Consider the following 13317-nt stretch of genomic DNA (forward strand, 5'->3'; position numbering starts at 1 on the left):
ACGAAAGAAGAGAGAGAGGGAACAAACCCTCTCCCTCGTTTTGTCATTGATAACTTATATAATTAAGAATTAAAGACCTTTTGAAGTCATGTAAGCTGCTAGGTCTACTACGCGGTTAGAGTAACCAGTTTCGTTATCGTACCAAGAAAGTACTTTAACCATGTTACCTTCCATTACCATTGTAGATAATGCATCGATTGTAGAAGAAGCTGTACATCCGTTATAGTCGATAGATACTAATGGCTCTTCGCTGTATCCAAGGATACCTTTTAATTCGCCTTCAGCTGCTGCTTTGAATGCTGCATTTACTTCTTCAACTGTTACTTCTTTGTCAAGTTCAACAACTAAGTCAACTAGAGAAACGTTAGCAGTTGGAACACGTACAGCGCCACCGTTTAATTTACCTTTAAGTTCTGGTAATACTAATGCTACAGCTTTAGCTGCACCAGTAGATGTTGGGATCATGTTTTCAGCTGCTGCACGAGCACGACGTAAATCTTTGTGTGGTAAGTCTAAGATTTGTTGGTCGTTAGTGTAAGAGTGAATTGTTGTCATCATTCCGCGTTTTACGCCGAATTTTTCGTTTAATACTTTAGCGAATGGAGCTAGACAGTTTGTAGTACAAGAAGCGTTAGATACTACGTTGTGGTTAGCTGCATCGTATTGTTCGTGGTTAACACCCATAACTACAGTGATATCTTCGTCAGAAGCTGGAGCTGAGATGATAACTTTCTTAACTGATCCACCTAAGTGTTTCTCAGCATCTGATTTTTTAGTGAAACGGCCAGTAGATTCTACTACTACTTCTACTCCGTAGTCGCTCCATGGTAATTGAGCTGGATCACGCTCAGCGATAACTTTAATTTCTTTACCGTTAACAACGATGCTGTTTTCGTTAGCAGATACTTCTGCATTTAAAGTTCCGTGAACTGTGTCATATTTTAAAAGGTGAGCTAATGTTTTAGCATCTGTTAAGTCGTTGATTGCTACTACTTCTACCTCAGAGTTGTTAAGAGCTGCGCGGAATACGTTACGTCCGATACGTCCAAATCCATTAATACCAATTTTAGTCATTTGAATTTCCTCCTTGGGGGATTATATTAAAGGGTAAAACCCTTTGTTAACTGTTTTGCTGCACCTTCATCTGTAATTAGAATTGAAGTGTGCCCTTGTTTAATTACAGCCTGTATTGCTTTTGCCTTTGAAGAACCTCCAGCGACTGCAACAACATGAGATACATTTTGTAAGTCCTCTAGTTGCATACCAACTGTTCTTACTTTATGAACAACATTTCCTTCTTCATTAAAGTAGTAACCGAAAGCTTCGCCAACTGCTTCGCTTGCCTGAATCTTTAACCAATCTGCTTCTGAAGTACTTCTGCGACGTGCCATTGTTAACGCATCACCTATTCCATGAATGACGATATTGGAAGATCGAATCAACTCAAGAACTTCTTTCACGGAAGGCTCTGTCACAATAGACGCATATGCTTCGCTACTAACATGGTCTGGAACATACAATAAGCGATAATTACTCATCGTATTTTGCGCCATCTTGGCACAAATGGTATTGGCTTCTAATTCAACACCTTCTCCAATTCCACCACGTGCTGGGACAAACAGCATATGTAAATCTTTGCAATCAAGTTGCATCATGTCCGCAGCAGCAGCTAGCGTAGTTCCTCCAGCCACAGCAACGATATTATTCGCTGTCAGACGGTCTTTTATACAAGTCACACAAGCACGGCCCATCTCCAGTTTGACCCAAGGTGATTCATCACTATCACCAGGGACAACGAAAACTTCATCCAAGTCTAATGTTTCCTTAAGTTGCTTTTCTAAAACCTTTAACCCGGAAATTTCTTTCATAAAGTCTTCCAAAGCAAGAACTAAAGCTGTTCCTTCTTCTGTCAAAGTCATTCCAGAAGAAGCGACGTGAACTAAGTTTTGTTCTTTCAAAACTTGAACTTCACTTCGCAATACTCGTTCTGTCATACCGAGACTTGCTGATAAGTTTCTTCTTCCAATCGGCTGCATGAGCCTAATGTATTGAAGAATTTGCATTCTCGTTTGCATAACAGGTAGCAGATCAGGTAATAATTTTTTTGTGTTCTGAATCCATGAGCGCATATCTTTTCTCCTCACTACATCGGTTCATTTTCCCTCGTGGTCACTTTACGTCCCGTAGTGACATTTTGTGTCCCACATAGGTTAAAAAAATAATCCCTGCTACGTGTATTATTGTAACAGGAGATAGAAACTTATTCAACTCTTAACTGCATTCTTTATATAGTTTATTATGACACCTTTGTGAATGTTACCATATTCTACTTGTTTTCCGTCCATTTCTACAACCGGAATCATTAAGTGATATTTTTCTAAAAGGTCATTATCTTCATATATATCTATTTCCTCGATTTGAAAAGAATATTCACATTGTACTTCCTGTAAAACTTGTTTTGCCTTCACGCAAAGGCCACAATCTTTTTTAGTATACAGTACAACTTTCATCTTCTTCACCTATCCGATCGTTTTTCGTAATGACGAAGCTGGGATATGCATTTGTTCTCTATACTTCGCCACTGTTCTTCGAGAAATAACAATTTCATGCTCTTCTTCTAATAATTTTGAAATCTTTTGATCTGAAAGTGGCTTTTTCTTATCCTCTGCCCCAATTAGCGTTTGAATAAATTGTTTTACACGTTTTGTAGAAACTGCTTCATCTTCAGTCGTCGAAACGGCATTGCTAAAGAACGATTTCATCTCAAATAAACCGTGTGGTGTTTGCACATATTTATTTCGCGTCGCACGACTAATTGTCGATTCATGCACACTTAACTCTTCCGCTACCTCTTTTAAAGCGAGAGGTCTTAAATACTCTGGACCTTTCCAGAAGAAATCACGTTGTTTTTCCATAATAATAGTCATTACTTGCAGCAATGTCTGTTTTCTCTGCTTCAAACTGCGCATAATCCACTGCACATGCTGATACTTTTCTGATACGTAAGATGCTACTTCACTTTCACTATTATTAAGAAGCGCACTATATTCAGAATGAATTTCAATTCTCGGCATATTTCTCTCATTCATTTGTAAAACGAGGCGATCGCCATCTTTTTTCACCGCCATATCAGGTACAATGTAAAGTGGTTTATCTGAAGAAAACGCAAGACCTGGTTTTGGTTGTAATGACGTTATACAATTTACCGCACTCTGTAATTCCTCATTACTACATTTCAACACTTGAACGAGCTTTCGCCAATCTTTCTTCACGAAATAAGCGAAATGATCTTCTACAACCTCTTCTGCTAATCCATTACGCCTTTGTAAGCGCTTCAATTGTAAGGTTAAACATTCCTGAATATTACGCGCCCCTACCCCTGCTGGCTCCAGTGATTGGACAAGCTCTACAGAACGGTCGACTACATGAATATGTGCAGAAAGGAGCTCTGCTAACTCTTCATTCGTTTCTTGTAAATATCCATTTCCATCCATGTTCATAATAATGAAAGAAGCTACTTTTCGCTCTTCTTCATCTATTTTATAATACTGTATTTGATTTAATAAATGTTGCTGAATCGTTGTAGAATCCACACTGTAGATCTCCATCTGATTCTCGACTTGTTTGCTGGTACTTTTACTGTTGTTAGAGCTCTTTTTCTTCTCCCTCTCAAAACCACCTAACTCAATAAGGGGATTCTCTAACGATTGCTCATACAAAAACTCCGATAATTCTTGTACATTATACTGGAGCATTGTAATCGCTTGCCTTAACTCTTGTGTCATTGCCAAACGTAAGCTTTGTTCTTGTAAAAGACTTGCCTTCAAACTAATCTCCCCCTTGTTTCTATTGTACAATAAGTTTGGTAAAAGGAGAATCCTCACGCAGACACCCATTCCAAAATATTATTAATTTATATGTATTAATGAGATTTACAACTTACAACCGAAATTTGAATAATATTGAAAGAAAATAATAAAGTTAAAAATTATTATCAAGTACTAATAGTAAATCTTATTACTAGATATAACAAGAGGTAAATAAAAAAAGTCCTAACCTACAAAACGTAAGTTAGGACTTTTTGACGCGCCCAGAGGGATTCGAACCCCCGGCAGACGTGGTACCGGAAACCACCGCTCTATCCGACTGAGCTATGGGCGCATGATTATAGAAAACACTTCATTTTCTTCTCATAATAATAGCAACAAAATCCATCTAAATCAATAAAAATATCCCCGTAATACCTTATGCATCTTAGCTAAGAGCATATAAAATCCATTCCACCCCTAAATTTTCCAATCATAAATTCTCCCCAACTCACAAATTATAATCTTTGAATTGATATTCCAAAGGGGGCTTCATTCAATGACTGTAATTACAAAATTAAAGCAGACTGTTTCTGGATTAAAAAGTGCCCAAGCTAGCTTAGAGGGATTCGCTCTTGATACGGATAACCAACAAGCTAAGCAACTTTTCCAAACAGCTGCGCAGCAAACACAAACGATTATCGATTCTTTAAACCCACGTGTTGAAGAAGTCCAACAAGAAGAACCACAATACTCACAGCAATAACGAACCAATCTTGCTGTGAAATAGAAAAAGGATGATATGCAGTCATCCTTTTTCTATCACATTACATATTGCAATAGAAATGGAATGATAATTATGCGAAAACTCGGCCTCATAACCGCATTATTTGCACTTCTATTTAGCTCTTTTACCGGATGTGATAATAGTCCTTTAGATAAAAAAGTGAAAGAAGAAGCAAAACGAACGGAGAAAGAAAAAGGTCCAAAGTTAACAAAGACGAGTACGGAATCCTTTAATCAATCTATATCACAAGGAGCGAAAAAAAGAGCTCTCGCTATGGATGAAATTATAAAAAGCACAGCAGTGAATTCAAATTTAGATCTCTACATAGCAGTTACACCGGAGCATCACGAAAGGTTTGGATTAAAGCCGTTGCGCAGCAAACTTCAAAAGCAACTAAGTGATGAGCACCCTACTTTCGATGTTCGTGTCAGTACAGATAAAAAAATCTTTATGTTACTCGAAAAACTCGAAAGAAAAATTAAGGAAAAAGAAGTATCTAAAGATGAAATTAATAAACAATTAAAATTCATTGGTAAAAAAATGGAGTCTAACACTTAACGCTTTTTAAAAGAAAAGGAAGGATTGCAATGTCTAGTAAAGATAAAAACTTAACCCCTGTACAACAGGAGTATAAAAAATTCGAACAAGAACGCGAACCGAAACGACCTGTCTTAAAAAATTGTATAAAAGCCTTTTTCGTCGGTGGTTTTATTTGCTTCATCGGACAACTCATTTCTACTTTTTACATCACATATTTTGATTTCACTGAACGCTCAGCAGGCAATCCAACAGTCGCAACTCTCATTTTCATCTCCATGTTACTAACTGGATTTGGTATATACGATCGTTTTGGACAGTTTGCCGGTGCTGGTACAGCTGTACCTGTTACTGGATTTGGTAACTCTGTTATTGCCGCATGTATTGAGCATCGAACGGAAGGATTTGTCCTTGGCGTTGGTGGCAATATGTTTAAACTAGCTGGTTCTGTTATTTTATTTGGTGTATTTTCCGCTTTCGTCATCGCGCTTATTAAAACTATTCTCGTTCAATGGGGAGGGCTATAAATGTTACAAGGACACCGAACGTGGGTATTTGAAAACAAACCAGTCATTATCTCAACAGGGGTTGTCGGTGGACCATTTGAAGCAAAGGGGAACATCCCAGAAGACTTCGATATCCTTCATGAAGATTTATGGCTCGGACAAGATTCCTATGAAAAAGCACATAAGATTTTATTCGAAGAAGCTTGTAGTCGCGCTACTGAAAAAGCAGAGCTTCGTAAAGATGATATTCAATTCGTACTCGCAGGAGATTTAATTAATCAAATTACTCCAACAAGCTTTGCTTGCCGCACACTTGGGACTCCTTATCTCGGATTATTCGGGGCTTGCTCTACTTCTATGGAAGGTTTAGCACTTGGGGCAAGTATCGTAAATGCAAAAGGTGCAAAATATTTATTAACTGGAGCTTCAAGCCATAATACAGCTGTAGAAAAACAGTTCCGCTACCCTACCGAATACGGTGGACAAAAGCCGCCTACTGCACAGTGGACAGTAACCGGAGCAGGAGCCGCTATTTTAAGCGATACTGGACACGGTCCAAGAGTAACCTCTGCAACAATCGGCCGAGTGGTTGATATGGGATTAACGGATCCGTTTAATATGGGAGGCGCAATGGCTCCAGCTGCAGTTGATACAATTGAAGCCCATTTACGTGAACGTCAAATTGATGCCTCTTACTACGATTTAATCGTAACAGGCGATCTCGGACATGTAGGACGCGAAATTGCTTATGACTTACTACATAAACACGGAACGAAAGTAACGAGCGAACAATTTCAAGATTGCGGAATTATCATTTATAGAGAAGGACAACCTGTCATAGCTGGTGCTAGCGGACCTGGATGTTCCGCAACAGTCGTATACGGTCATTTATTAAACCGAATGAAAAGAGGAGAGTTCAAAAAAATACTTGTCGTTGCGACAGGTGCTTTACTATCTCCACTTACATTCCAACAAGAAGAAACGATTCCGTGTATCGCTCACGCCGTTTCGATTGAATTTGGAGGTGCAACGCAATGATTTTTTTCTGGGCTTTCGTCATTGGCGGACTCATATGTGTAATCGGCCAACTTATGTTTGATGTCGGCAAACTAACACCTGCTCATACAATGGCAACACTCGTTGTTGCTGGAGCTATATTAGATGGATTTAATTTGTATGAGCCATTAATTGATTTCGCTGGAGCCGGGGCAACTGTACCTATTACAAGCTTTGGTAATGCCCTCGTTCATGGCGCAATGGAAGAAGCTGCAAAACATGGCATCGTTGGCGTTATTACCGGCATGTTTAAAGTAACGAGCGCCGGTGTATCAGCGGCTATTATTTTCGGCTTCATTGGAGCATTGTTATTCAAACCGAAAGGATAAGAGGTGTTTATATGACTGTTATCGCTAGCGTAAAAACTTGCCTTGCTAGTGTAAGGGGCGCTCAAGCAAGTTTAAGCTCCCTTTCATTAAATTCACAAGACGAAGAATCAAAACGCGTATTTCATGAATGTATGTTAGAAATGGACAGCGTCATCGCTGATTTAAAGGATAGAATTTCAGTATTAGAACGTGAAGAACCTCAATATAAAGGGTTTTAAGTAGACTGGAGGAAACGACTATGTCTCACCTGCCGGAATGGACACTTGTCATTCTTCGCTCTGTATTCATATTAATTATTTTATTCGCTATTACGAAATGGTTAGGCAAAAGACAAATCTCTCAGCTTTCCTTTTTTGAATACATAGCCGGAATGACGATTGGTGACATCGCTGCCCAAGTATCTACAGGGCTCGATTCAAAATTTTTTCACGGCGTCTTTGCGATACTCATTTTCGCTGTGGTACCTTTTTTAACAGGAATCCTCTCTTTAAAGAACAAAACAGCTCGGGACTTCTTTGAAGGGAAATCTACCGTATTAATAAAAGACGGAAAGATACTCGAAGATAACTTAAAGAAAGAAAAATATACGAGTGACGAATTACTGGAACTTCTCCGTGGAAAAAGTGCGTTCAGCGTAGCTGAAGTCGAATTTGCTGTCTTAGAACCGAGCGGAGAATTAAATGTATTATTAAAGAAAGATTCCCAGCCACTTACAGCAAAAGACATCGGTTTAAAAGTACCAAACGAGAAAGAACCACAAACTGTTATTATGGATGGAAATGTACTAGATGAACCTCTTTCAGCAAGCGGACATAACCGCGCTTGGCTACATTCAGAATTAGAAAAACTCGGTGTTGTTATTGAAAATGTCTTCCTCGGTCAAGTGGATTCATACGGACAACTTACTATCGACATTTACAATGACAAACTCCAAATGCCTTCTCCTCAAAACAAACCTTTATTATTAGCATCTTTAAAAAAATGTCATGCTGATCTTGAACTATTTTCCTTAGAAACAAAGTCGAAATCAGCAAGTGAAATGTATAGTAAAAACGCGAAACAAATCGAAAAGATTTTAAATAAAGTAACCTATCTTTTAAAAGACTAATTATCGAAAGAACGCTTCAGTTAAAAGGCGTTCTTTTCTTTTTTTCTCCAGTTTTCATAACGTTTAAATTTATGTAATTCGGTTATGATGTTGAAGATACATAAGCAGGGAATTTCGAAAACATAGCGAATATTTCATGGTACAACTACATATTTTTTTGATTTAAAGTGGTTTCGTTTGACCTTTATTGACCATAATTGTATTATAAGACTAAGAAAGCTTTATAAGGAGGAAATAACAGATGAATTTAATTCCTACAGTAATTGAACAAACAAATCGTGGAGAACGCGCTTACGATATTTACTCTCGACTATTAAAAGACCGCATCATTATGCTTGGTAGTGCAATTGATGACAACGTAGCTAACTCAATCGTTTCCCAGCTTTTATTCTTGGAATCTCAAGATCCAGAAAAAGATATTCACATCTACATCAACAGCCCTGGTGGTTCTATCACAGCGGGTATGGCAATCTATGATACAATGCAGTTTATTAAACCACAAGTATCAACAATCTGTATCGGTATGGCAGCATCTATGGGTGCATTCTTACTTGCAGCAGGTGAAAAAGGAAAACGTTATGCACTTCCAAACAGTGAAGTAATGATTCACCAACCACTTGGTGGAGCACAAGGTCAAGCAACTGAAATCGAAATCGCTGCAAAACGTATCCTATTCTTACGTGAAAAACTAAACCAAATTCTTGCTGACCGCACTGGTCAACCACTTGAAGTACTACAACGCGACACAGACCGCGACAACTTCATGACAGCAGAAAAAGCTTTAGAATACGGTTTAATCGATAAAATCTTTACAAATCGTTAATACTTAAAAGCGAAAGCGGCTCGTTTAGAATCAAAGGGCGATGGAGCACCTGATTCCGAGGCGCTTTTTGCCTCGAATGAAGGGGCGAAACAACCGGAGATTCTAGCCGATGGAGCTGGATATAACTAAAAGCGGAAGCGGCTCGTCCAGCTCTGACTGGCTAAGGTTCTTTCGCATAAAAGGCGCTTTTTGCCTTCTTATGCGGAAGGTTCTTAGACACGAAGAGCTAGCCGATGGAGCTAGATACATAAAAAAGCGCCCTATTACAGGGCGCTTTTTTATTATCATGCACCTCCGTCTGGATACCCACCCTGGTATTCACCTAAATATATCAGCGATTTTTCAAATATATCGACCGTAACTCCGATTATATCGGCGATTATTTTAATATATCGACGTTTCGACACCACTTATCGACTTACCGACAATCCTCGACAAGCACATCCCCCTTAAATACCCCTCCCCGCTAATTCGCACAGACAACAAAACAAAAAAGCTATCGCATATACGCGATAGCTTTTTATTGTACATATGCAGCTAATGCTTCTAAAGCCTCTTCTGCATCTGAACCTTCTGTTGTAATTGTTATCATGCTTCCAGTTCCAATTGCTAAGCTCATAATCCCCATTATGCTCTTTGCATTTACTGTCTTTCCATCTTTCTCGATGAAGATATCTGCATGAAAGCGATTTGCCTCTTGTACAAACAACGCAGCCGGACGTGCTTGTAAACCGTTTTTTAATGAAACCTGAACTCGTTTTTGAACCACAGCTCCATTTCCCCTTTAACCTCTTATTTTTTTGCTACCGTTTCCCCCGCGCGTAATTTCTCTGCAATTTCATCGATTTTACGCAAACGATGATTAATACCCGACTTACTAATCTTCCCCCCGGATACCATCTCACCTAACTCTTTCAATGTTACATCTTGATAATCTCTTCGTAATTGTGCAATCTCTTGTAGTTTATCCGGCAATATATCAAGACCAACTGTCTCATCAATGTAACGAATATTTTCAATCTGCCTTAGTGCTGCACCAATTGTTTTATTTAAATTAGCTGTTTCGCAGTTCACTAAACGATTTACAGAATTACGCATATCACGTACGATTCGAATATCTTCAAATCTTAAAAGTGCATTATGAGCACCTATAATATTTAAAAACTCTGTAATTTTTTCTGCTTCTTTCAAATACGTAATGTACCCTTTTCTTCTTTCCAACGTCTTACTATTTAAATCAAATCCGTTCATCAGTTCACATATAGCATCATTATGTTCCTTATATAACGAAAAGATCTCTAAATGATAAGATGATGTTTCTGGGTTATTTACTGAACCACCTGCTAAAAATGCGCCGCGTAAGTACGATCGTTTACAACACTTCTTCTCAATCAGTTCTTGTGATATATTTCGAATAAATGAAAAGTCATCTCGAACGATATGAAGATCAGCTAATATTTCACGAGACTTCTCAACAAGCCGCACAATATATACATTATTTTTCTTCAAGCGCATTTTTTTACGAACAAGCAATTCTACCGTCACGTCATATCCTTTTTTCAAAAGCGTATAAATCCTTCTTGCAATTGCCGCATTTTCCGTTTGAATATCGATAGATAGACGACGGTTTGAAAAAGAAAGCGACCCGTTCATTCGAAGTAACGCTGATAATTCTGCTTTCTCACAGCATTCCTTCATCTCAAGATTCGTCAACTCTTTCTTTGTTTCTGATGCAAATGACACAGTCAACACCTCCTTATACGATTATTATGGAACAAAATTCTTGTCCTATATGAATGAGGAGCGCTACCTCAAACGAGGCAACGCATATTTATAACAATGAATATAAAATGGAAGCTAACTTTAACGTATCATGCCTTACAACATGATCATCATACTTCGCTAATCCCTCTTGAATAACATCAATATTATTTTCAACAAAACGTTCTTCATCCACTACAACTGGTGTAGACATTTCTTCATCATATAACTTACGTAATTCACAAGGAATCTCACGGTTATTTACAATTGCAGTATTGATAAATGGTTGCCCTAAATGATCGTGTAACGCCTGCACATGATCAAAAGCAGTATATCCCATCGTTTCACCCGCTTGTGTCATAACGTTACATACATATACCTTCTTCGCCTTTGCAGCAAGAACAGCGTCTCCAATTTTGTTAACAACTAAATTGGGCAATATACTCGTATACAAACTGCCAGGACCGAAAACAAGTAAATCAGCTCGTTTAATCTCAGCCAACGTTTCATGCAATGGCTCTACATCTTCTGGAGTTAAAAAGACACGATTAATCTTCTTTCCGTAATAAGGAATCTTTGATTCACCTGTTACAATTTCCCCATCTTCAAGTTCCGCATGAAGTACCGCACTTTGATTCGCTGCTGGTAATACACGTCCTCTGACATTTAATACTTTACTTGTTTCTGTAATTGCATGGAAAAAGTCTCCTGTAATCGAGGTCATACCTGCCAATAATAGATTTCCTAACGCATGACCTTTCAGTCCGTCTCCTGTTGTGAAACGGTGCTGAAATAAAGCTTCCACCAGTGGCTCTACATCCGATAACGCAACAAGTACGTTACGGATGTCACCTGGAGGTGGAATTTCTAGCTCATCACGTAATCTACCCGAACTACCACCATCATCAGCGATTGTAACAACTGCTGTAATATCAACAGGATATTGCTTTAATCCTCTTAATAAAACAGAGAGTCCAGTTCCGCCTCCCATGATGACAATTTTAGGCTTTCTCTCTTTTTTCATCCCTTAATGGCCCTTTCTCTTCTCCACATCACGATGAGATACATGAACACTATACTCTGGTTTCAAATGTTTCCCAAGGTATTCTGTAAGCGTAACAGAACGATGCTGTCCACCTGTACATCCAATTGCAATTACAAGTTGACTTTTGCCTTCTCTTTTATAATGAGGCAGCATGAAAGTAATCAGATCCGTCAACTTCTCTAAAAACTTATGTGTCTCATTAAATTTCAGTACATACGAAGAAACTTCTTCATCTAGTCCTGTTAATGGCTTCATATGTGGAATGTAATATGGATTTGGTAAAAAACGAACATCAAATACTAAATCTGCATCAATTGGAATACCGTACTTAAATCCAAATGACATAACATTTACACGAAATGCTTGCTCAGTTTCTGTTGAGAACAAGTGAACAATTTTTTCACGTAATTCTTTCGGTTTTAAATCCGATGTATCAAGCACAATATTCGCTCGTGCCTTCATATCTGTTAATAAATTACGCTCTGCTTCGATTCCCTTTAACGGCAAACCAGTTGGTGCAAGTGGATGCGAACGTCTCGTTTCTTTATAACGAGTTACAAGCGTACTATCTTTCGCATCTAAAAATAAAATATGAGGAATAATCCATGTACGTTCTGATAAATCATCAAGTGCTCCCCATAAATGTTCAAAAAACTCGCGGCCACGTAAATCAATACCAAGTGCCACTTTATTCATTTTCCCTTTTGAATCCGCCATAAGCTCAATAAACTTCGGCAATAACATCGGTGGTAAATTATCCACACAAAAATATCCTAAATCTTCAAAACTTTGTAAAGCTACTGTTTTTCCAGCTCCAGACATCCCTGTAATAATTACCATTTTTATATCATTATTCTCTGTCATTGTATCCTCTCCTTGACGGTTTAACTCGGATCTAATCGATATGAAAGCAACTCAAAATCTGGGGTATATACAAATGTACCGTAGATTATGCCATTTCCTTTAATTAAATAATCAATAATGTGATAATCTCCTGGCGCCATTGCTAAATCATCAATTTTATCAAATGTATGCCAACCAATGATGCCTTCTTCGCTCTCTAGTTTGTTTTCTCCTGCAAAATCTGTCGCTAAAAAGGAGAACATCATCCATTCAGAAACAACTTTATCACCTTCTTGGATGACAAAGGTGAAGACCCCCTTTAACGCTGGGTTTTTCAAATAAATACCTGTTTCTTCACGATACTCGCGAACAACGGAATCTCTTACAGTCTCACCACGCTCCATTTTCCCGCCTGGTGCAACCCACCAATTTCGGCGAGGTTTTTGGAGTAAGAGTACTTCATTATCTCTAATTAACACACAGTTTGTCACTCTTTGCATGTTTCTTCACCTCAGCTACTTGCAGTAAAATTCCTCACTGCATACTTCTTTCATTATACTATCAAAAACAGTTTGCTACAACGAAGGAGCCAGTCCTCTTTCGCTAAGCATATGCTACTCAGCAATTTTAAAAAAGCTTTCTATAACAAGCAATGTAAATGCTTAGACTTTTAATGAATAGCATGAAAAATCCCCTTAACGCTTTTTATCGCCAAG

General features: G+C 38.3%; 17 protein-coding genes and 1 tRNA gene. 8 read left to right on the forward strand and 10 right to left on the reverse strand.

Annotated features, from left to right (window positions below; all coding sequences use genetic code 11):
• Nucleotides 1-69 precede the first annotated feature (69 nt).
• The 5 genes from gap to NST86_RS26125 all read right to left on the reverse strand — a co-directional run bounded on the left by gap (nt 70) and on the right by NST86_RS26125 (nt 4161).
• Nucleotides 70-1074, reverse strand: coding sequence for a type I glyceraldehyde-3-phosphate dehydrogenase (gene gap / locus NST86_RS26105; RefSeq protein WP_000161236.1), 1005 nt, complete (start codon nt 1072-1074; stop codon nt 70-72).
• Between the two features lie 26 nt (nt 1075-1100).
• Nucleotides 1101-2129 carry a gapA transcriptional regulator CggR gene (cggR, locus tag NST86_RS26110; protein WP_001258185.1) on the reverse strand — a complete coding sequence of 343 codons (1029 nt, stop codon included), beginning with the start codon at nt 2127-2129 and terminating at the stop codon, nt 1101-1103.
• A gap of 135 nt (nt 2130-2264) precedes the next feature.
• Entirely contained in the window at nt 2265-2510 is a 246-nt protein-coding gene (locus tag NST86_RS26115) for a glutaredoxin family protein (RefSeq protein ID WP_000869730.1), read from the reverse strand.
• A 9-nt stretch (nt 2511-2519) separates the two neighbouring features.
• Entirely contained in the window at nt 2520-3827 is a 1308-nt protein-coding gene (rpoN, locus tag NST86_RS26120; protein ID WP_000647955.1) for an RNA polymerase factor sigma-54, read from the reverse strand.
• A 258-nt stretch (nt 3828-4085) separates the two neighbouring features.
• A tRNA-Arg gene (locus NST86_RS26125) sits at nt 4086-4161 on the reverse strand.
• 204 nt (nt 4162-4365) lie between these two features.
• Between NST86_RS26125 and NST86_RS26130 the strand changes: the two genes are divergently transcribed.
• The 8 genes from NST86_RS26130 (at nt 4366) to clpP (ending at nt 8952) form a co-directional block, all read left to right on the forward strand.
• Nucleotides 4366-4572, forward strand: a complete 207-nt coding sequence (locus NST86_RS26130; RefSeq protein ID WP_000216166.1) for a DUF1657 domain-containing protein — start codon at nt 4366-4368, stop codon at nt 4570-4572.
• Nucleotides 4573-4665: 93 nt separating this feature from the next.
• A complete protein-coding gene (locus tag NST86_RS26135; RefSeq protein ID WP_001228546.1) occupies nt 4666-5151 on the forward strand; it encodes a YhcN/YlaJ family sporulation lipoprotein in 486 nt (161 codons plus the stop codon).
• A gap of 29 nt (nt 5152-5180) precedes the next feature.
• Complete coding sequence (spoVAC, locus tag NST86_RS26140) at nt 5181-5657, forward strand: stage V sporulation protein AC (protein WP_000095399.1); 477 nt, start codon at nt 5181-5183, stop codon at nt 5655-5657.
• On the forward strand, nt 5658-6674 hold the full coding sequence (spoVAD, locus tag NST86_RS26145) for a stage V sporulation protein AD (RefSeq protein WP_000938972.1): 1017 nt from the start codon (nt 5658-5660) through the stop codon (nt 6672-6674).
• A complete protein-coding gene (gene spoVAE / locus NST86_RS26150; protein WP_000575919.1) occupies nt 6671-7021 on the forward strand; it encodes a stage V sporulation protein AE in 351 nt (116 codons plus the stop codon). Before spoVAD ends, spoVAE begins: the two co-directional genes overlap by 4 nt.
• A gap of 11 nt (nt 7022-7032) precedes the next feature.
• Nucleotides 7033-7239 (forward strand): DUF1657 domain-containing protein, encoded by a 207-nt coding sequence (locus NST86_RS26155; RefSeq protein ID WP_000215909.1) that lies wholly within the window; start codon nt 7033-7035, stop codon nt 7237-7239.
• A gap of 20 nt (nt 7240-7259) precedes the next feature.
• Nucleotides 7260-8129 carry a DUF421 domain-containing protein gene (locus tag NST86_RS26160; protein ID WP_000018924.1) on the forward strand — a complete coding sequence of 290 codons (870 nt, stop codon included), beginning with the start codon at nt 7260-7262 and terminating at the stop codon, nt 8127-8129.
• A 241-nt stretch (nt 8130-8370) separates the two neighbouring features.
• Entirely contained in the window at nt 8371-8952 is a 582-nt protein-coding gene (clpP, locus tag NST86_RS26165) for an ATP-dependent Clp endopeptidase proteolytic subunit ClpP (protein WP_001049162.1), read from the forward strand.
• Nucleotides 8953-9472: 520 nt separating this feature from the next.
• Here clpP and NST86_RS26170 read toward each other — a convergent pair.
• The 5 genes from NST86_RS26170 to NST86_RS26190 all read right to left on the reverse strand — a co-directional run bounded on the left by NST86_RS26170 (nt 9473) and on the right by NST86_RS26190 (nt 13101).
• On the reverse strand, nt 9473-9721 hold the full coding sequence (locus NST86_RS26170) for an HPr family phosphocarrier protein (RefSeq protein WP_000250307.1): 249 nt from the start codon (nt 9719-9721) through the stop codon (nt 9473-9475).
• 23 nt (nt 9722-9744) lie between these two features.
• Nucleotides 9745-10695, reverse strand: a complete 951-nt coding sequence (whiA, locus tag NST86_RS26175; protein WP_000006560.1) for a DNA-binding protein WhiA — start codon at nt 10693-10695, stop codon at nt 9745-9747.
• A gap of 88 nt (nt 10696-10783) precedes the next feature.
• Complete coding sequence (locus NST86_RS26180) at nt 10784-11737, reverse strand: gluconeogenesis factor YvcK family protein (RefSeq protein ID WP_000712186.1); 954 nt, start codon at nt 11735-11737, stop codon at nt 10784-10786.
• Between the two features lie 3 nt (nt 11738-11740).
• Nucleotides 11741-12622, reverse strand: coding sequence for an RNase adapter RapZ (rapZ, locus tag NST86_RS26185; RefSeq protein WP_000138459.1), 882 nt, complete (start codon nt 12620-12622; stop codon nt 11741-11743).
• A 20-nt stretch (nt 12623-12642) separates the two neighbouring features.
• A complete protein-coding gene (locus NST86_RS26190) occupies nt 12643-13101 on the reverse strand; it encodes an NUDIX hydrolase (RefSeq protein ID WP_001190080.1) in 459 nt (152 codons plus the stop codon).
• Nucleotides 13102-13317 lie beyond the last annotated feature (216 nt).

It is taken from the genome of Bacillus sp. FSL L8-0199, assembly GCF_038005705.1.
GTDB lineage: Bacteria > Bacillota > Bacilli > Bacillales > Bacillaceae_G > Bacillus_A > Bacillus_A cereus.